This window comes from Catalinimonas alkaloidigena (genome assembly GCF_029504655.1).
Lineage (GTDB): Bacteria > Bacteroidota > Bacteroidia > Cytophagales > Cyclobacteriaceae > Catalinimonas > Catalinimonas alkaloidigena.
In genome coordinates, this window is record NZ_JAQFIL010000001.1 from 5,586,359 (window position 1) to 5,605,888 (window position 19,530).

The 19,530-nt window shown below is 41.9% G+C and carries 16 protein-coding genes; 4 read left to right on the forward strand and 12 right to left on the reverse strand.

The window, feature by feature from the left end; translation table 11 throughout:
• Positions 1 to 11: 11 nt before the first annotated feature.
• A complete protein-coding gene (locus OKW21_RS22745; RefSeq protein ID WP_277483847.1) occupies positions 12 to 3,194 on the reverse strand; it encodes a SusC/RagA family TonB-linked outer membrane protein in 3,183 nt (1,060 codons plus the stop codon).
• Positions 3,195 to 3,280: 86 nt separating this feature from the next.
• Between OKW21_RS22745 and OKW21_RS22750 the strand changes: the two genes are divergently transcribed.
• Entirely contained in the window at positions 3,281 to 3,415 is a 135-nt protein-coding gene (locus OKW21_RS22750) for a hypothetical protein (protein WP_277483849.1), read from the forward strand.
• 357 nt (positions 3,416 to 3,772) lie between these two features.
• Here the strand turns inward: OKW21_RS22750 and OKW21_RS22755 are convergent, their stop codons facing one another.
• The 3 genes from OKW21_RS22755 to hemE form a co-directional block, all read right to left on the reverse strand.
• A complete protein-coding gene (locus OKW21_RS22755; protein WP_277483851.1) occupies positions 3,773 to 4,078 on the reverse strand; it encodes a carboxypeptidase-like regulatory domain-containing protein in 306 nt (101 codons plus the stop codon).
• Positions 4,079 to 4,187: 109 nt separating this feature from the next.
• Entirely contained in the window at positions 4,188 to 5,216 is a 1,029-nt protein-coding gene (locus OKW21_RS22760) for a glycoside hydrolase family 113 (RefSeq protein ID WP_277483853.1), read from the reverse strand.
• Entirely contained in the window at positions 5,216 to 6,262 is a 1,047-nt protein-coding gene (hemE, locus tag OKW21_RS22765) for a uroporphyrinogen decarboxylase (protein WP_277483854.1), read from the reverse strand. Before hemE ends, OKW21_RS22760 begins: the two co-directional genes overlap by 1 nt.
• 262 nt (positions 6,263 to 6,524) lie before the next feature.
• Here hemE and OKW21_RS22770 point away from each other — a divergent pair, with 262 nt between their 5' ends.
• Positions 6,525 to 7,892, forward strand: a complete 1,368-nt coding sequence (locus OKW21_RS22770; protein ID WP_277483860.1) for an NAD-dependent succinate-semialdehyde dehydrogenase — start codon at positions 6,525 to 6,527, stop codon at positions 7,890 to 7,892.
• A 413-nt stretch (positions 7,893 to 8,305) separates the two neighbouring features.
• Here OKW21_RS22770 and OKW21_RS22775 read toward each other — a convergent pair whose 3' ends face one another.
• The 3 genes from OKW21_RS22775 to kdsB all read right to left on the reverse strand — a co-directional run bounded on the left by OKW21_RS22775 (position 8,306) and on the right by kdsB (position 10,383).
• A complete protein-coding gene (locus OKW21_RS22775; protein ID WP_277483862.1) occupies positions 8,306 to 9,019 on the reverse strand; it encodes a hypothetical protein in 714 nt (237 codons plus the stop codon).
• A gap of 27 nt (positions 9,020 to 9,046) precedes the next feature.
• Positions 9,047 to 9,526: a DinB family protein gene (locus OKW21_RS22780; protein WP_277483867.1), complete on the reverse strand. Its 480-nt coding sequence runs from the start codon at positions 9,524 to 9,526 to the stop codon at positions 9,047 to 9,049.
• A 113-nt stretch (positions 9,527 to 9,639) separates the two neighbouring features.
• A complete protein-coding gene (gene kdsB, locus OKW21_RS22785) occupies positions 9,640 to 10,383 on the reverse strand; it encodes a 3-deoxy-manno-octulosonate cytidylyltransferase (RefSeq protein WP_277483868.1) in 744 nt (247 codons plus the stop codon).
• Positions 10,384 to 10,499: 116 nt separating this feature from the next.
• On the opposite strand from kdsB, the gene OKW21_RS22790 reads away from it, so the two are divergent.
• Complete coding sequence (locus OKW21_RS22790) at positions 10,500 to 11,102, forward strand: hypothetical protein (protein WP_277483870.1); 603 nt, start codon at positions 10,500 to 10,502, stop codon at positions 11,100 to 11,102.
• Here the strand turns inward: OKW21_RS22790 and OKW21_RS22795 are convergent.
• The 5 genes from OKW21_RS22795 to OKW21_RS22815 form a co-directional block, all read right to left on the reverse strand.
• The gene (locus OKW21_RS22795; RefSeq protein ID WP_277483872.1) at positions 11,099 to 13,489 is read right to left on the reverse strand and encodes a polysaccharide biosynthesis tyrosine autokinase; all 2,391 of its coding nucleotides are present in this window, start codon (positions 13,487 to 13,489) and stop codon (positions 11,099 to 11,101) included. The genes OKW21_RS22790 and OKW21_RS22795 overlap by 4 nt on opposite strands.
• Positions 13,490 to 13,491: 2 nt before the next feature.
• The gene (locus tag OKW21_RS22800; RefSeq protein WP_277483875.1) at positions 13,492 to 14,307 is read right to left on the reverse strand and encodes a polysaccharide biosynthesis/export family protein; all 816 of its coding nucleotides are present in this window, start codon (positions 14,305 to 14,307) and stop codon (positions 13,492 to 13,494) included.
• Positions 14,308 to 14,322: 15 nt separating this feature from the next.
• Positions 14,323 to 14,874 (reverse strand): dTDP-4-dehydrorhamnose 3,5-epimerase, encoded by a 552-nt coding sequence (rfbC, locus tag OKW21_RS22805; protein WP_277483879.1) that lies wholly within the window; start codon positions 14,872 to 14,874, stop codon positions 14,323 to 14,325.
• Positions 14,875 to 14,998: 124 nt separating this feature from the next.
• Positions 14,999 to 16,138, reverse strand: coding sequence for a glycosyltransferase family 4 protein (locus OKW21_RS22810; RefSeq protein WP_277483881.1), 1,140 nt, complete (start codon positions 16,136 to 16,138; stop codon positions 14,999 to 15,001).
• Between the two features lie 280 nt (positions 16,139 to 16,418).
• A complete protein-coding gene (locus OKW21_RS22815; protein WP_277483883.1) occupies positions 16,419 to 18,845 on the reverse strand; it encodes an alpha-ketoacid dehydrogenase subunit alpha/beta in 2,427 nt (808 codons plus the stop codon).
• Between the two features lie 348 nt (positions 18,846 to 19,193).
• Between OKW21_RS22815 and OKW21_RS22820 the strand changes: the two genes are divergently transcribed.
• Positions 19,194 to 19,469, forward strand: coding sequence for a hypothetical protein (locus tag OKW21_RS22820; RefSeq protein WP_277483884.1), 276 nt, complete (start codon positions 19,194 to 19,196; stop codon positions 19,467 to 19,469).
• The last annotated feature ends 61 nt before the right edge of the window (positions 19,470 to 19,530 follow it).

The window sequence follows — 19,530 nt, forward strand, 5'->3', positions numbered from 1 at the left end:
TGTGAGCATTATTAAAGGTCAAAGCTTAAGTTGAATCCCCAGGATCTGATGGAAGGTAGCTGAGCGCCTTCTATGCCCTGAATATTGTTTGAACTAAGGGTAGACTCAGGGTCCAGATGGGGTAAGTTTTTGTACAGAATTGCCAGGTTACGCCCTACCAAAGAAAGTGTTATGTTTTTGAAAGGACTGTTTTCCAATACACTATTGGGTAAGGTATAGCCTAAAGTAACTTCGCGAAGCTTAATAAAGCTTCCGTCATATACATGCGCCGCATCTCTTCCATATAGTCCCTGGAAATAGTTAATGGCTGGCAGGCGGGTTGTATTGGTTTCGTACTCGGGGTTTTCCGCAGTACCTACATTGACTACGCCTTCTGCAACCACTCCCAATTCTCTGACATTTCCATCTACTGTTTCCTGCAGCATGCCGCTGTATTTTCCAAACATATTGGTAATAGAGAATATATCGGAGCCTTTTCTTCCGTCTACCAGTACACTGGCACTGATGCCTTTGAAACTAAAACTATTGGTAATACCGCCTGTCCAGTCGGGCATGGCATTACCTAAAGGCACCTGCTCACTGGTTACAGCATAAGTTCCACTGGGATTTATAATCTTGTTTCCTTCATCATCATACATAAAGTCAAAACCCATAATAGCTCCGTAAGGCTCGCCCTCACGTGCTACTACACTTACAGAAAAAGGAGCATTGGCCAGCGTATAGGTATCTATTCCTTCAGCCAGTTCCACAATTTTGTTTCTGTTCCTGGCCCAGTTTACAATGATATCCCACTGAAAGTTTTCAGTCTCCACCGGCGTAGCTCTCAGTTGTAATTCAACGCCTTTATTAGTAACCTCACCAGCGTTAATAATCTGTGAGCCGTAACCGGTAGCTCCAGAAACATCCACAGTAAAGATCTGGTCGGTACTGACTGAACTGTAGTAGGTTACGTCAAGCCCTATCCGGTTACTGAAGAAACGCAGATCGGTTCCTACCTCCCAGGAGCGGGTGATTTCAGGTTTCAGTAGCGGATTATTAAGCGCATTAGGCACGGTAAACCTGGGGTCCGTCCCGAAACTTTCTTTAGGCGCGTAAGTCAAGGCCAGGCGATAAGGGTCAGTATCATTACCCACCTGTGCCCAACCAGCTCTCAATTTACCGTAAGAAAGGATGCTGCTATTTACCAGAGGTTCAAGCTCAGAGAATACAAAGCTACCTGATACCGACGGGTAGAGGTAAGAATTGTTATCTACCGGTAAAGTAGATGACCAGTCATTACGCAGTGTAAAATCCGCGTATAGCATATCTCTGAAACCTATTGAGGCGTTCCCAAACACACTGTTGATCTGTCTTTCTTCGTAGTAGTCATCTATCAGTACTGAACCTACGGAGTTGATCAGGCTATAAAAGTCAGGCACGTTGAGCCCCCCCTGGGTGGTTCCTACATTACGGTTATAAGAATTATACCGGATATTTCCTCCTACAAAGGCATTCAGGGTAAACTCTTCGTTGATTCTTTTGTCAAATGTCAGAATCAGGTCCGCATTGGTTTCTTTCACCTCACGTATACCTTCTGAATATTCGGGTATCGCCTGTGACCCTACCGCTATTCGCTCTTCTCTTCTGTCAGTGTAGTAGTCTGTCATCAGCCTACCTGTAAGATTAAGCCAGTCTGTGAAGTCGTAGCTCATTGAAAAGTTTCCAAAAAGACGCTCGCGGTTGTCATTCTGGTAGTTTTCGTAACGCGTCCAGTATGGATTATCAGAATATTTGGGGGTAAGGTCAGTGGGGCTGGTAATGTTCCAGGTCCTTTGAATACCTTCAGATGTTTTGTAGGTACGCAACTTATCCATGCTCATCTGGCGGTGACTCCACTGGTTGAACTGTTGCATTACGTTGTTTCCGTCATAACCAGTCCCTGGTCTACCCATCGCGCTATTTACTACATAATTGGCAGATACAGATGTGGTTAGTTTATCGGTAAGCTTGGCAGAACCGGAAAAGCTTAGGGTATTCCTTTTCAACTCACTGTTGGGCAATACAAAATTCTGGTTCACATTTGTGTAAGATAGCCTGAAGGTAGCTACATCATTACCACCGGAGAAAGCGATGTTGTTATTAAGTGTAACCCCGGTATCAAAAAAGTTTTCAATATTATCAGGATGTGCTACCCAGGGTGTCCTTAAACCATAGTCAGGATCACCTTCGTAAAAGCTATACCACTGCCTCACGGGACGTCCATCCAGACGAGGCCCCCAGCTTTCGTCAAAGGCAAAATAGGCTACATCTTCTCCTTCATACTGGGTAAAAGGGCCATTACCTCCACCATATTCATTCTGGTAGTTGGGCAACACAAAAACTTCGTCTAAGGTGACGCTTGAGTTTACACTTACACCTATACCTTGCTGGTTTTCACCTTTTTTGGTAGTAATCAGAATTACACCATTGGCAGCACGGGTACCATATAGCGCTGCTGCACTGGGGCCTTTCAGCACTGAGATAGACTTAATATCGTCAGGATTTATGTCCTGTGCCATGTTACCGTAATCATATCCACCACTACCTCTGGCCTGGTCGGTAGAGGTAAAGTTTGAGTTATCTATCGGAACACCATCTACTACAAATAAGGGTTGGTTATTTCCCGCTACTGAATTGATTCCACGGATCAGGATACGAGATGAACCACCCATGTTACCGGAAGCACCATTGACCTGTACTCCGGCGACACGACCTGAAAGAGAATTCACAACGTTAAGCTCTCGGGCTTTGGTAATACTTTCTCCTTCAATTTCCTGTACTGAGTAACCCAGCGCCCGCTCATCACGCTCAATGCCTAATGCAGTAACCACTACTTCGGAAAGCTGCTGCGTATCCGGTGCAAGCTGTACATCAATATTGGAGCGATTGCCAATAGCGACTGTCTGGGTACGATATCCAATAAAAGAAAAAGATAGTGAATCAGCGGCTGTCGAAGCGTTGACCCGGTAGTTTCCATCCAGATCCGTCACTGTTCCCTGAGTAGTTCCTTTTACGATCACATTAACCCCTGGTAAGGGCTCACCTTCTTCCGAACTCACTTGTCCGGTAATCACCTGCTGTGCCTGCGCTGACGAGCACAAAAATAAAAATGCCACTACTAGCACGAAAATTTTCTGGACGTGTGTAGTGACAAAACTGGTACAATTAATTCCCATAGCAACACAATTTATCTGTAAAAAAATAGAAATGAATGCAAGCTTGAAGGGCAGCAAAAAAATTATTGAACTACAAAAAAATTGTCATGGCAGATCAAAAATTAGCAAAAACTACTGCGCCATTATCATCAATAAAAATTAAAGGATTACTTTATAATCAATATTTATTAATTTTTCAAGTTTTTGAAAAGAAAAATGGAGTTCCATACTTTATGATTTGATGACCGATTGCAAAACATATATTCTTTGTATCTATTGATCTGATCAAATTGTTATGAATTAGCTTGATTTTTTTTTGACACTTAAAAAAACACAAGTCATTTCTTTTCATATGGTACAAACTGTATGTGAAGCGACTTTTGAGAAAAGACCATATTTCACCTTAAATACTTACTTTTTCAGATGAAAATTAGTAAGATATTTTCGCTGCCATTGGAACTATAGAAATCCAAATATTTTAAAGTTGCTGCTTAATTTTCTTGAGGTCTTATATTTAGCATTGCGGAGCAGGCAAAAAAAGTGAAGTAGAATATGCTCCACTTCACTGCTATTTATCGTATTGAATTTACAATACACTATTATTCTTCCTGTAACTGAACATTGATTGTACTTCGCCCTCCAATCGCAACTTTTTGGGTCTTATATCCTAAACTGGAGAAAACAAGGGTATCAGCTTCACCTCCTACTTCCAGGCTATAATTACCCTGCATATTGGTAACAGTCCCCTGGTTAGAGCTTTGCACGCTCACATCTACCCCTGGCAAAGGATCTCCACCTGAAGTTACTTTACCGCTAATCGTAGCCTCCGGTACCATCGTAAAAGCAAAAATGGCCATTAGCATTGCGATAAATGTTACTGAAAAAAAACCTACTGACTTCTTCATACTATCTCCCTGGGTTAAGTTCAAAAAGTAAATTGTACTGGTAACATAAGGGCATGAATCGCTTAAATGTTCAATTGATTACAGAAAAAGCAATTTTAGGTAGATAAGGCTATCGGGAGTAATAATGTTTTATCACTTCCTCAGTTGACTTCTCCTGGGGGGTGAAATCTGTCTCCCAACGATTCCAGCGGCTCTCACGGTTCACGAATGGGTACCATTTCCAAAGAAAGCCTCCGGCAAACCAGGGCTGATGCCAAAAAGCCTGATAAAGTGCTTCGTAAGCAGTTTCCTGCGCTTTCATATTTTTTACCAGCCCTTTCTCTTCATTGTGCCAGTGTCCGCGCGAGGCAAAATCAGCGCTACGATATCCGTATTCGGTAAGTAAGATAGGCTTATTATATTCTTCTCTTACTTCATCAATGAGTTCCATGGGCGCTTCCCAGTGGTCCAGAAGTTCTTTTACGGAAGGATTTTTCTTATCAGAAAGCGGAAAATAAGCGTCTATGCCTATATAATCCAGTTCATCCCAAAAAGCCACGTGCTCAAAATTATCCCAATTGGCTGCATATGTCAGCTGACCGGAGTAGCGTTCCCTGATTCGCCTGCTTAAGTTTCGCCAGAAGTCAGGGCGCTCACGAGCAGGTATACGATACTCTGTGCCTATACATATCATCTCTACATTTTCACTCACAGCTATATCGGTCATGATATCCAGATATTCGGTATAGGATTGCTCCCACTGCTGCCACTCTTCTTCGGTCTTTAGGTCAAAATCACCGGGCCAGCCCTGACGTCTGATCCATACGTGTGGTTTGAGCATCACCTTCAAGCCCAGATTTTTGGCATATCGTACAGTGTGCTCTACGCCCGCTTTGGTTTCACCCCACCATTGCCGTGAGGTATCGTAGTTTATTTTAGGATCATTCTCATAAGAAAAGGCATAAGGCACAATGGCAATCCAATCCGCATTGATGTTGTTCACGCTTACCATTGCCTCCTGAGGAATAGAATCACGGGGTGCAACAAAGCACACACCATTAATTTTCTCCCCCTGGTACTGTTGGGATACACTCTCACAGGCCATTGCCCAAAAGGAAATAAGCAAAATAAGCAAAAATGTATGAGCAGGTTTAGTCATTATGCCAGGGTTCGCATTTCTGCGCTGTACTCTTTTACTACCTCTATAAAGCGTTTCACCTTTTCAGGATTGATATCAGGATATACCCCATGTCCCAGGTTTGCGATATGACGATAAGGACCAAAAGCTTCCAGCATCCTCTTTGTTTCTTGCTCAATTACTGAGTAATCCGCATAGAGCGTAGCCGGATCGAGATTACCCTGTAACACTTTTGTTTCGCCAAAAAGAGAACGCATTTGTGGTATATCCACATTCCAGTCCAGCCCTATGGTCTCACAAGATAGCCTGGGCATCGCAGGCATACTGGTAAATGCTCCTTTGGCAAATACCGTTACCGGCACTTCTGTAATCGCGTCACAAATCCTGGAGATATAATATAGTGAAAAGTCAGCATATTGCTTTGTAGAAAGTATACCTGCCCAGGAATCAAACACCTGTACCAGATCAGCACCTGCTTCAATCTGGGCTTTAAGGTAGGCAATGGTACTATCGGTAATCATTTGTAAAAGGCGATGCGCCAGTTCCGGCTCTTTGTACAGCATGGCACGAGGTTTTGAAAAAGTCTTACTGCCTGCGCCTTCCACCATATAGGCAAAGATGGTCCAGGGTGCTCCGGCAAAGCCAATGATGGGTACCCTGCCATTTAGCTCACGCTTGGTAACTTTGATGGCTTCCGGGGTGTAGGCAAGGTCGCCGGAAATATCAGCTACTTTTAATTGGTTAATATCCGAAGCTGAATTTACAGTTTTGGGAAAATAGGGACCTTTTTTCTCCACCATTTCATAAGGAAGGCCCATAGCCTCAGGAATGACCAATATGTCAGAGAAAATAATGGCAGCGTCTACCCCCAAAAGATCTACCGGTTGAATAGTCACCTCCGCGGCCCGCTCAGGATCTTTGACCAGCTCTACAAATCCCTTCATCTTTTCTCTAACCGCTCTGTATTCCGGCAGTATTCTGCCTGCCTGCCGCATCAGCCACACTGGCGTTCGCTCCGTTTTCTCTCCCCGAATTGTTCTGAGTAATAAGTCGTTCTTTAATTGCATGCTCAAAAATAGAAGTTTAAGCCCATTGGAAAATAGTTTGAGAGTAAAAGTTTAAAGTTCGTCGTGCTAAAATTTTAGGGTTCTTGGTGTTGTAGTATTAGGGTGTTATGGTTTTTTATAATAAGCCTTTATACTAACACCCTAACACTATCGTACTATAACATCAAGAACCATAACAATCCCCCCCCTGTTCATTGTTCTTTGTACATTGTATATTGCTCGTTGTATAGCGTCTCATTTTTAAACAACAAAATTATTTTTTATGTCAATACAAAGTATCAATCCTCTTACTAATAAAGTGCTCAAGGAATTTGAAGCACATACCGACGCACAGATAGAAGAAATACTACAGACTGCTGACAGTACCTATCGTAAATGGCGAAAGTTTAGCTTTGAAGAAAGAAGTAAACTAATGCACAAAGCGGCCAATGTGCTGCGCTCTAATAAAAACAAGTATGCCCAGATCATGACGGATGAAATGGGAAAAACAAAAAAAGAAGCCGTCGCCGAAGTTGACAAGTGCGCGCTGTGCTGCGATTACTATGCTAACAATGCGGCCCGGTTTCTGGCGGATGAACCTTTGGAAATTGATCAGGGGGAAGCTTATATCGCTTACGACCCTATCGGTACCGTGCTGGCCATTATGCCCTGGAATTTTCCTTACTGGCAGGTCATCCGCTTTGCCGTTCCTACCCTGATGGCAGGCAATGTAGGCATACTAAAACATGCTTCTAACGTTCCACAATGCGCATTAGCGCTGGAAGAAGTCTTCCGTGAAGCAGGCTTCCCCCAGGGCTGTTTTCAGTCACTGCTGATCCCTAGCAAAAAAGTGGACAATTTACTGGCTGACAAGCGCATCAAAGCGGCTACGCTGACGGGTAGCGAAGGTGCCGGTAGCAAGGTTGCTGCCAAAGCAGGTAAGGAACTCAAGAAAACTGTACTGGAACTGGGAGGTAGTGATCCGTTTATCGTGCTGGCTGATGCAGATATTGATAAAGCTGCTAGCACTGCTGCCAAAGCCCGTATGCTCAACTGCGGACAAAGCTGTATCGCTGCCAAACGCTTTATTGTGGTGCAGGAAGTCTATGAGCAGTTCATCAAAAAGTTCAAGCAGCAGATGTCATCTCTGAAGCAGGGTGACCCTAATGCAGATGGTGTGGATTATGGTCCAATGGCCAGAGAAGATCTGGCTGAAGAATTGTTAGAGCAGACCCAAAAATCAATTGACAAAGGAGCGGAAGTACTATTGGGAGGTGACAGACCGGATAAGGAGGGCGCTTTTTTTAATGCTACAATTTTGGCCAATGTAAAACCAGGCATGCCTGCTTATGAAGAAGAGCTGTTTGGCCCGGTAGCTTCGGTATTTAAAGTAAAAGATGAGGAGGAAGCCATACTCATTGCCAATGATTCTCCTTATGGGCTGGGCGGCTGTGTATGGACGCAGGACATTGAGAAAGGGAAAAATTTTGTAAGGCAGGTAGAATCCGGAGCGGTATACATCAACAAAATGACTGCTTCTCACCCTGCACTGCCTTTTGGCGGAGTCAAGATGTCGGGCTACGGCAGAGAGCTATCCCATTTGGGCATACGTGAGTTTGTGAACCAGAAGACCGTATGGATGGAGAAATGATTTAATGTTTAATGATGAATGAGTGATATGATATTGACGGCTCATTCATCATTATTCACTACTCATCAACAAGCTATACCTGCATAGTTTCCTTACGCTTTTTTTTTGCTGCCGGGCATCACTATTCCAAAACCCTCCGGCACCTACAGGTCATCACCAAAAGCAATACGTGCCCGTCTGCGAAACTCTCATACCACGCCCCTTCTGGCGCACGTTTGAGTACAATGGAAACGCATGCTTCAGACACGAATCCGCCCACTGGCTTCAGTATGCTACTGCCGCCATGGAATTGAAGCTTTTGAATCCATTCAGATTTTAAACCTGACAGTATCTGTAAGCTTAAGTTGAAAAAAACTTAAGTTTGTGACGAGCTTATTAAATCTATTTGGGGCACTTCTCCCTGTACAGGGGGCTCAGCTGTCTTTATCACGAGCCATGAGTTGTTTGAAGGAAATGGCATGCAGATAATACGCCATTGGAACGAGTATGCCCGGCAGGAAGACAATAGGAAACCAGCTTACCGCCACATTAGCTGGCTCATTCATAAACTGCCTGAAAGGGGTAGGCAGGGACAAAATCGCGATTGTGACAATGTTGATCAGTAAAAGCAAACCGAGCAGATTAAAGCTAAAAGCAAGGGGTCTGCTGAGTTTAGGTTTTTTGTAGATAGCATAAGCTACTATAGGTGCCAACAGCCCGGTAACAATATCCCAGTTCCGACCTTCAAAGGTCATTTGTACCGGAGTGATATTAGCAGTAAACAGCAGCCATAAAAAGTACTCTACCGGAACACGAAACACCTGTAAGAAAATGATTTTATGTGCCGGAATCTCCTTGATATAATTGTTAAAACTTTTACTCCTAAGTAACAAGATCAGCACAAGCAGGGGTACAATGAGCACAATAAACATGCGCGGAGGCAAAGCTGAATAATCACTCAGGAATCCACTCAATGACATGACAGAAAGAGCAACAAGCCAAACGCCTATGCCTAGCCGGTACCTGAGTCTGTATTTCTTTTTTTGCTCATGATGAAGAGGGGAGCCAAAGAAGATCCTGTCTATACCTATCAGGCATAGCAGCGTAAGTATTATAAAGCCAATTTTTACCCCTACTAATGTGCTCATTGTACGCAATGGCAGTAAGCCATAAAACTAATGTATTGGTTTCATTTCTTTCATGATTACCCTTCTTAAAGCCATTGCATAGCCCAGGTGCAGAGCTTCGTGCATGGCGTTGAAGTGAATGCCCTCATGAATATCTGTCAAAGTAACGCCAAAACTGGTAGTGTACTCATGATACTCCTGAAAGCGCTGCTCGTCAAAATCTTTTTGAAGCTGATCTATGGTAGTGACCGCGAACTCCCTTAGTCTTTTTATTTCATCCCCCGTCACCATACCTTCAGGTTTGGTGCCTTTTCTGTAAGCTTCTATCACCGCCTTATCTACGTGCATATCTAACCCGGAAAGTTTATAACATAGAATTTGTTGCGTAGCGATCATATGTCCAAAATTCCAGATGATATTATTGTTAAAGCCCTGAGGGATATGGTTAAGGCCTTTTTCATCTACTGCGTCCAGTATCATCATAAAGTTCTTTCTGGCCTTGAGAGTATTTGCTATTTCTTTCATCATCGTAGGTTAAATAAAATTTGATAAGTGTATGCTTACTTTTTAAATGGTAATAAAATCAGCTAAGGGGTATTTGTATGAGGTAAAATGAGTTAGAGAAACAGGCATCCCCTTTTTTATGTTAAGCCCATCACATCCAATGCTCTTTCCAGGTCCTGTGGCGTATCTATACTGATACTTTCGTGTTCGGTAATCCCTATCTTGATGGGATAGCCATTTTCTAACCATCGCAATTGCTCCAGCGATTCGGCTTTCTCCAGGCTGGAGAGAGGAAGCTGGGTAACTTCGCGCAAAATATCTGCTCGATAAGCGTAAATGCAGACATGTTTGTAATAGGTATGATGCTTCAGCCATTCGCTTTTATCAAAACCTCTTAGGTAGGGGATACACTCCCGGCTAAAATAAATGGCATCATTGTTTTTGTTGAAGATCACCTTCATGATACTGGGGTTAAAGAGCAGCGGAGCTTCTTTAACCTCATTAACCAGCGTAGCCAGTTGTGTTTCACCATCCAGCAGGCTTGCTAACTCATCAATGGTATCAGGGTGGATAAAGGGCTCATCACCCTGTATATTGATTACATAATCAAATTCACTTGCCTGTTTGTCCAAAGCTTCGCGACAGCGGTCAGTACCTGAAGGGTGCTCTTCAGAAGTCATTACAGCTTCACCACCAAACTCTTTTACATGTTGATAAATATCTTCATGATCGGTAGCGACAATTACTTTCTCCAGTTTTTTAGCTGCTGAAGCCTGCTCAAAGGTCCGCTGCACCATGCTTTTCCCTTTGATATCTACTAATGCTTTAGTAGGAAAACGAGTAGAGGCCAATCGGGCCGGAATAATGCCTAGTATCTTCAAATCCTTATTATTTAGCTTTTTTACTGTTTATTTGTAACCCTAACCGCTATGGTTAGTACTTGATATATATCACATGGTTTTTTGTACGAAAACTACGGTCAATTAGCTTCAGCAATATGCATAAATTAAAGTTCAAGCTCGGAATACTTCTTTTATTGATCACAGTGGGATGCCAGTCTGAAGAGAGCAATATAGAAAATATGCTTGAGGACACTCCTTATTTTGACTTAAAGGGAGTTATCAATCAGCAAATTACACAGCTGTATCACCGGAACCCTCAGGTTGAAGTGACTGCTAGAATCGGTGATAGTACAGAAACCGAAACCATGCAAAAAGACAGCACTGCCTGGGCCGAAGCCCTAAAGTTATATGCTGATGCAGACCTTAATAAGCCTGTCTTACTTGACCAATATACAGTTAAAGACAGTACCTTGGAAGATCAGAATTTGCTGGCGAAGATTTATCGGGCAAAAAATGATAATGAGGCTGAAATACCTTATATGAAAGTTGTTTTTAAAGATTCTACTTCCAATCCTCGCTATGTAGAAGCTCTTTTTCAGGAAGTGAATCCTCTTTATAGTACTTACAGAAGCATGTCATTACACTTTGACCAACTGGAAGGAGACTTAAGGCTTACAGCATATGAAACTACGGGAAGGCAAAAGATGATTTTTAAAGATAGTGTGATTTACTCTACCAAAGGCATTCTAAAGTACTAAGCTTTCTGCCTGGTAAAAAAACTTTGTACCTTCTTCAGAAATCCTTTTTCCTCCTCTTCTTCACTGAAATATCCATAACCATATCTGGAGTACGTATAGCTTCTATCTCCGGTAGAGGAAAGGCCGTTCAGGATAATGGCCAGCTTGGAGAACTTCTTAGTGTTATGAAGTTTTTTAAAAGTTCTCACAAAGTTTCTTCTTGAATAATCGGCCCGAAACACATAGAGAGGAATATCCGCCTTTTCCATAACCAGGACACCATCTGTCACTAACCCTACAGGCGGGCTATCCAGAATAATTACATCGTATCTTTCTTTAAGTTGCTGCAGCATCTGCTCAAAAGCCTGACTTACAATTAATTCCGACGGATTGGGGGGAATTGCTCCTGCAGAAATAATATCTAAACGTCCTTCCTCAATTTTGGTTATGCACTCATCCAGCGCATATTTACCAATCAAATGGGTGCTTACCCCTTTTTCTCCATTTTTAACAGAGAATACTCTATGGACTTTAGGCTTACGAAGATCTAAGTCCACAATGAGCACTTTCTGGCCCGACAAAGCGATCACATTGCCCAGATTACAGGCCACAAATGTTTTCCCTTCGGCTCCCACTGTTGAGGTTACAGAAATGACTTTCTTTTCATTTCTTAGCCCCATAAACTGCATATTGGTACGCACCGAACGGAAAGCTTCACTGATAGCGGACTTAGGCATTTTGCTCACTACCAGCCCCTCCGAAGCGACATTTTTCTTACCACTGTTTAAGGGGATGGTACCAAGGATTGAAGCCTGGGTGAGTTTTTCCAATTCACTTTGGCTGCTAATCTTATCATTCAGCACATAACCCAGCGCTAAGAACATCAGGCTAAGGATAATACCGCTTACCGCTCCTATCCCAAGGATAGTAAGTTTCTGGGGCGCTACCGGGCTAGCTGGCATCGTGGCAGGTAGCAATACCACAAAATCAGTAACAGTACCTGCCTTGGCGATTTCCAGCTCATTCTTCTTCTGAATCAGTGAAAGAAAAATACTTTCGTATAAATTGTAATAACGCTCATTCTTACCATACTGCGTTCCTTTAGATGGCAGTTGCACAAACTCGTTTTCAATTTCTTTTTTCTTTTCTTCAATTTCCTCCAACTGCAAATGGAGCTGCGTATCATAGGTTTGTATAAGGCCAAGAATGTCCTTTTTGATAAGGTCAATTTTCTGGTCTTTCAGCTTCACGGCAATAGAAGACTCTTTATAGGAAGCTAAAGTCAATTCTTTATCATTGAGCAGCGCGTTGAGTTGTTGTACATATGTTAAAATATCCTCCGGATAGCTAACAAAGCTGGTAGGCTCAGTGAGTACCAATTCTTCATTCTCTACTTTTTGACGTAACTTTTCAATAGATTCTAATGTGTTCTGGATCTGAAACTTTCTTGCGTCCAGCTCTTCCATTTTCACTATAGCCTTTCCTATCTCAGACTGAAGATTATTCGTTTTATTGTCAATTGTAAAGTTTTCAAAGTAGCTCTCATATTTAGAAAGACGCTCTTCTATTGCTTCCAACTGCTCATCCAGGAAGTGTAGCTTCTGTTCGGTAGCCTGGTTCTTCTTCTCTTTGGTATACTCCAGATAGACAGAGTCTATTACTGTGACCAGATCCCTTATTTTCTGCTTATCATATCCCTGAAAGCCTACCTTGATGGTGTTTGCCTTGAAATTGACAGGCTCTACGATCATATTGCTGGATAAATAATTGACCATGGCCTGATCACTATTGATGGTGAAATAGTAAGCGGTACCCTTAAGCTCCTGACGAAAGTGCTCAGTAAGCGTTACCACAAAGCGATAAGAGGGGTGCTCTATTTCTTCGCCAAACTCATAGGCGCGAGAAAACCTTTCTCCCCCCATGGGATAAGAAAGAATAAACTGCTCATCGTTTAGGATTTCAATGTCAATGGGTTTGTCATAAAATGAGCGGTCTTTGAGTTTATACTCAACTCTAAAAGGTGAATTATCATATCGCTCCTGAAACAGCACTCTGCCATAAGCATAGTAACTGATGTCCATATCTACCGCCTCTACTACTTTGCTAAAAAACAGGTTAGACTTAAGTAGCTCGATTTCTCCAGCAAGATTATCCAGATTTTGATTCAGGTTGCCAAATCCCAGAATATTCGCATCGCTTTTGATATCGAGCCTAAGGATAGAGGTAGACTCATAAACCGGACGAGTATATCTTATATAGAGGTAAGCGAGTATATTGGTAGAAAGTATGATCAACAGTACCCAAACAATATTTTTCTTTATTGTAAAGAATATTTTGCTCAGGTCAAGTCCTTCAAAAGCACTGTTTCCAGCATCCGTCTCCTCTATTTCATACTGATCATTTCTCATACTCAATTATTACTAAAGTTATTTATCAGCACTATCAGTGTCAAAGTACTGGTAATCAAACTCAAAATCGGAGAAATATCTCTCACTGCTTCACTGGTCACCCGCTGTACCGGTTGTACATAAATGATATCGTTAGGTAACACTTTCAGAGAAGCATCTGTCATTCCTTCTATGGTTGATAAGTTAATGATTCTTACTTCAGGATCGTTCAGATCACCTCTGATCAAACGAATTTTGTCTACTCTGGATTGTGTTCCGACTCCCCCTGCAAGTGCTAATATTTCAATCAAATTAGTGTTTTCGTTCTGCAACGGAATTACTTTGCCCCCGGTAGAGCCCAATACCACTACTCTTTTATTGACATAGCGAGTAATCACAAAAGCCTCCTCATAATAGGCAGAGTATTCTGTTTCTAATAAGCTGTCGGCTTCATAGAGCGTCAAACCTGCCAGGTCAACATCCCCGATTAAAGGTAATTTCACCATTCCGCCTTCTCTTAGGAGAAACTGTGGCCTTTCTTGTTGTTGCCTGAATTGTTGGTTTCCTGCTCCCGAATTCAGTTCGCGCCTGATTTCATTATTAGGATCAATAATCAGTTCACCCTCATTCGTATAAACCTCCACTTCAATGTAGTCGTTTTCCTGTAGCGTATAATTCTTCTTTGCATCTTCGACAGCCAGAAGGACATTTTCAGGCACCAGTTCGGTCTCTGTGCGAAAAAGAATTCTATTTTTATAAATCCCACAACTGCTGAGCACCCCTGCCACGCACAGGAAAAACAAAAGGTATTTACTGAGTCCTATTAGAGTTTGAATCAAGAGTATAAGTTAGTTTTACTTACGGGCAATTTCTTTAAATGATGGTAAAGCTAAATCCTTTTCTGATACAATAGGTTCGCTAATACCATATTTTTCAAACTCCCAGTCAATCTGAAGGTCAGGGTCATTCCAGATGATACCCGATTCAGAAGCTTTGTGGTATACATTAGTGCACTGATAAGTAAATACCGCGTCTTCCAAGGTTACAAAACCATGCGCAAACCCTTCAGGCACATATACCATATTACTACGCTTACCATCAAGCACAAAGGTCTTATGCTGTCCGTAGGTAGGGGAGTCAGGACGTAAATCCACCGCAACGTCCAAAACCTTGCCGCTAACCACTCTTACCAGCTTACCTTGCTGATAAGGAGCGTTTTGGAAATGAAGCCCCCTAAGCACTCCTTTCACAGAAAAAGACTGATTTGCCTGTAAGAATTTATAATCCAGTCCTAATGATTTAAATTTTTCAATATGGTAAGTTTCCAGGAAATAGCCTCGCTCGTCACCAAAAACATCTGGAATAATCTCAACCAGCCCTTCAATATTTGTTGTCTCTAAATGCATACTTTAATCATCTAATTGGAATCTCTTTTTCGATAGAAAACACAGCTAAATTTATAACAAAAAAACCAATGCAAAAAAGACATTGGCCTGATGTATAATGTTCCTCTAAAATGTAGGCTAAGGTTTAAGCAATCAGCTTTTTACCTTGAGTTACCGCAAGATGATTGATAACCTCCTGATATTTACTGATCACTATAGTTTCATCAAACTGAGTTTTTACTTTCACTCTTCCTTTCTCCCCCATTTTTTTTCTTTCAATTTGACTTAAGCCCAGCATTTTCAGCATTTTTTCTGCCAGGTCATCGGATGAGCGAACCTCACACAAAAAACCATTTTCATTATCATCTACTACATGCTTACAGCCTGCGGTATTTGTGGTAATAATAGGCTTGCCCAGACTTGCGGCTTCCAACAAAGTTCTGGGAAGTCCTTCTCTATAGGAAGGAAGCACAACACAATCTGCCATTTCAATCTTAGCTTTAACATCATCTGTAGTGCCAAGATAGTCAAACAGCCCTTCTTTTATCCAACGGTCTACAATATTCAATGGAATTCCCCTTTTGTGGACCGGATCTTTGGCACCTAAAATCTGAAATTCGGCATCAACACCTTTTGCCTTTAACTTTTTGATTGCCTCAACATATTCAATTATTCCTTTATCGTAAATCAGCCTTGAAATTACAAGAAACGTAAACTTCTTTTCATGAACATCTTCCGGCGAGACCGTAGGTTCAAATTTCTTTAAATCTATGCCGGAACCAGGAACTGTATCCGCAATATTACTTTTGATCAAATGCTCTCTTACGAAGAGCTGAAAATCATCGTGGTTTTGAAAAAAAACTTTATGAGGAAAACGAAAAGCCACTTTGTATAAAGTTTTGGCAACAATGGACACCCAGCTTTTTTTCAGAAATACGGTCCCTAAACCACATACGTTATTAATCATGGGTATGCCTGCTGCACGGGCTGCCAAACTTCCATAAACGTTTGGCTTTACAGTATAGTGTAAAATTACATCAGGAGAGATTTGCTTATACAATTTGTATAACTCTACCACTAAACCAGCATCTTTGATTGGATTTACTCCCCGACTATCCATTCTGACAGGATAGAACTGATATCCCAGGTTTTCAAGACGATCACTGTACTTATCGTGAGGTGCGAGAATGACTACTTCGTGCCCGTCTTCCCGCAATGCATTGATAAGCCCTAATCGGAAGTTATATACATTCCAGGAAGTATTGAGTACAACGGCTATCTTCATAAACCACAGAAAAAAAAATTCAACTTAATTACTAAAAGAGAGAGCATTCGCAATAATGGTGCAATTTATCATTTATCATACAAAAAGTATGTTCCTTCAAAAAGCATTTAAATTGATCAAAGTAACTTTATGGAGTAAAATGAAAAATTATCAATAATCGCAGGCTAATACAACCAAATAAACACAAAAAAAACTTTAATCAATCCTGCAAAAATCAACAAATAGCATAACAATAAGGATTAACTCAAGCATTGCTGCATGTAAGATTGACTGATATACCTTATTTGTACAGATCTTTATAACGCTCCGGGTCAAATTCAAACATTAAAGCATAGGCAGTATCAAATATATCTTCCTGATTGGGCTTAGAAAAATAATCGCCATCAGATCCGTAGGCAGGACGATTAGGTGCACTGCTGATAGTCTTAGGAGCTGAGTCAAGGAAGTGATATGCTCCCTGCTCTTCTAATACCTGTTGCATCATATATGCTGAAGCTCCTCCAGGCACATCTTCATCGGCAAAAATCACCCTGTTAGTCTTTTTTACAGACTCTAGTATAGTATGATTAATATCGAAAGGTAGCAATGTCTGAACATCTATTACTTCGCAACTAATGCCAAATTGTTCTAACTGCTCAGACGCCTGCATCACTACTCTACACATAGACCCATAGGTGACAATGGTAATATCATTACCTTCACGAATAATTTCCGGCTGCCCGAGAGGCACAGTAAACTCATCCAGATTAGTGGGTACACGTTCTTTTAGACGATAACCATTAAGGCATTCAATGATTATGCATGGGTCATCTGAGAGTAACATAGTATTGTAAAAGCCTGCTGCCTGCACCATATTTCTGGGTACCAAGAGATAGATACCTCTCAGGCTATGCAAAATTGAACCTATGGGTGAACCCGAATGCCATATACCTTCCAGGCGATGACCACGGGTGCGGATGATTAAAGGAGCACTCTGCCCTCCACGGGTTCTATATCGTAGTGAGGCTAAGTCGTCTGTAAGGGTGGCAAGCGCATAAAAAATGTAATCCAGATATTGAATCTCAGTGATAGGACGTAAACCCCGAATCGCACTACCTATCCCCTGACCAATGATTGTAGTCTCCCGAATACCGGTATCGGTTACTCTAATCTCTCCATGCTTTTCCTGTAAACCAGCAAACCCCTGATTAACATCTCCTATTTTACCTACATCCTCACCTATGGCAAATACACGTGGGTCACGCTTTAGTATATGATCAAAGCAGGCCTGTAAAACCTCACGCCCGTCTACAGGGCTATTGTTTTCATCAAAGACAGGTTTTACTTCTTCTACCTTAAGAGCGGATGAAGCCGTTTCGCTGTAAAGATGCGCGTTGAACCTGTCGTAGTTGTCCGACTCACTTTTTTTCAACCATTTAAGCAATGCCTGGCGTTCATCACTTGACTCACCGGCCGTAAGACGCAATGTTTTTTTGGCGGCTTTCACTCCATCCAGCCGAATAGGCCCTAGCGTCTTTTTGAGCTCATGATGAATTTCCTTTACTTTTTCTTTTTGCGGGCTCTTTTCAGCTACATTCAATACCAGGCCGGAAAGCTGCTTCAGTTCGGTATCTAGCTCAGAACGATAGGCTTTCCAGGCTTCATTTTTTGCTTTTTTTGCTGTTTCTGACGCTTGTCGCTCGATAGCATCCAATTCCTCGTCCGTGGAGAAGCCATTTTGTAGTATCCACTCCCGCATTTTTAAATTACAGTCGTACTCTTTTTCCCAGGCCAGCCTTTCTTTGGTTTTGTACCTTTCGTGCGACCCAGAGGTAGAATGCCCTTGGGGTTGCGTAAGGTCTTCTACATGCATTAATACGGGTACATGTTCGCTACGAGCAATATTAGCCGCTATGCGATAAGCTTCACACAGCTTTTCGTAATCCCAGCCTTTGACTCTGAAAATTTCCAGCCCCGGCTCATTTTCAGTCCTTTGGAAACCGGAAAGCGCCTCAGATATACTGAGCTTGGTAGTATGGTACTCTTTAGGAACAGAAATACCAAAATCGTCATCCCATACCGATAATATTAAAGGAATTTGTAATACACCGGCAGCATTGATAGTTTCCAGAAACATCCCCTCAGAAGTGGCAGCATCACCGATAGTAGCAAATGTCACTTCATCTCCATGATGAGAAAAGGCCTCATAGGCTTCTCCCTGAAGAGCGGGATTTTCACGATAGAGCTTGGAAGCGTAAGCAAAACCTACCGCACGCGGAATTTGTCCGGCAGTGGGTGAGATATCAGAGCTCGAGTTGTAGGTATCAGTCTGACTATGAAATTTACCACTTTGCATATCTACCATACGGGAGCCAAAGTGAGCATTCATCATTCGCCCTCCGGACGAAGGGTCTGCTTCCAGAGTTGCATGGGCATAAAGTTGGGCAAAGAACTGCTGTATCGTTATTTCTCCCAGCGCAAACATAAATGTCTGATCGCGGTAATATCCGGAACGAAAGTCTCCTTTGCGGAATGCTTTGGCCATAGCAATTTGCGCTACTTCTTTACCATCCCCGAATACGCCAAACTTAGCTTTTCCCATAAACACCTCTTTACGACCGATTATGCTGGCATGCCGACTTTCCCAGGCTATACGATAATCGGTTAGAATCTCTTCTACAGAAAGCTTATGGGTTATATCTTCTTGGTATGTTTTAGTAGATTCCACTATAAAGGGTTTAGTTGTTCTCTTCTATCCTACGCTTTTACCACTTCCAAAAATAGTCAAAAAGCAGATTTTATACAAAGCAACGCTCAGCCACAATCACTATTTTATCAGAGTAAAACGCAATTGATTAATAAAAATAGGATTATACACACTGTCCATTTAGATATTTTCAATAAATTTTTTATTAATGGATATTCATTTGATGTTTTTGTGTTTAACACAAGAATACATAATTTTGCACTCACAAATTTTATGAGTAAGCTACGTACGATATTGTCTGGCAGAGGGAAACGTTTATTTATATTAACGGCAATCATGATGCTGTTGGTTACAACTTACCGACCATTCATGGTGCAAAACTTGAGCTTTAGTGCCGATTCCAGCCACTATCAGGATGTACCTGCTGAGAAAGAATCTTCAACTGACCATATCTCTTTTATCTCAGCAGCCTATGAAGCTGTAGTTCCTATCTATAAGATACAAATTGCTGTAATTTATTCCGCAATATTAGAGCTGAAGTTGATAGAGGAAATTATTGAAAGTGTCGATATTGACTTGCCTCTTCCTCATAGTAGTTACTTTAAAATTCTCTTTCGAACGTTTATTTCCCCCAATGCGCCTTAGCAGGCATTTATCCTAAAAAACTACTGCCCATCTGATCCGATCAGGCATCAGCCGGGCCAAC

Bases quoted from the DNA above. Each gene is read 5' to 3' on its own strand.
- OKW21_RS22745 (WP_277483847.1), bottom strand. From the start codon at position 3,194: ATGGGAATTAATTGTACCAGTTTTGTCACTACACACGTCCAGAAAATT.
- OKW21_RS22750 (WP_277483849.1), top strand. From the start codon at position 3,281: ATGGCAGATCAAAAATTAGCAAAAACTACTGCGCCATTATCATCAATA.
- OKW21_RS22755 (WP_277483851.1), bottom strand. From the start codon at position 4,078: ATGAAGAAGTCAGTAGGTTTTTTTTCAGTAACATTTATCGCAATGCTA.
- OKW21_RS22760 (WP_277483853.1), bottom strand. From the start codon at position 5,216: ATGACTAAACCTGCTCATACATTTTTGCTTATTTTGCTTATTTCCTTT.
- hemE (WP_277483854.1), bottom strand. From the start codon at position 6,262: ATGCAATTAAAGAACGACTTATTACTCAGAACAATTCGGGGAGAGAAA.
- OKW21_RS22770 (WP_277483860.1), top strand. From the start codon at position 6,525: ATGTCAATACAAAGTATCAATCCTCTTACTAATAAAGTGCTCAAGGAA.
- OKW21_RS22775 (WP_277483862.1), bottom strand. From the start codon at position 9,019: ATGAGCACATTAGTAGGGGTAAAAATTGGCTTTATAATACTTACGCTG.
- OKW21_RS22780 (WP_277483867.1), bottom strand. From the start codon at position 9,526: ATGATGAAAGAAATAGCAAATACTCTCAAGGCCAGAAAGAACTTTATG.
- OKW21_RS22790 (WP_277483870.1), top strand. From the start codon at position 10,500: ATGCATAAATTAAAGTTCAAGCTCGGAATACTTCTTTTATTGATCACA.
- OKW21_RS22795 (WP_277483872.1), bottom strand. From the start codon at position 13,489: ATGAGAAATGATCAGTATGAAATAGAGGAGACGGATGCTGGAAACAGT.
- rfbC (WP_277483879.1), bottom strand. From the start codon at position 14,874: ATGCATTTAGAGACAACAAATATTGAAGGGCTGGTTGAGATTATTCCA.
- OKW21_RS22810 (WP_277483881.1), bottom strand. From the start codon at position 16,138: ATGAAGATAGCCGTTGTACTCAATACTTCCTGGAATGTATATAACTTC.
- OKW21_RS22820 (WP_277483884.1), top strand. From the start codon at position 19,194: ATGGTGCAAAACTTGAGCTTTAGTGCCGATTCCAGCCACTATCAGGAT.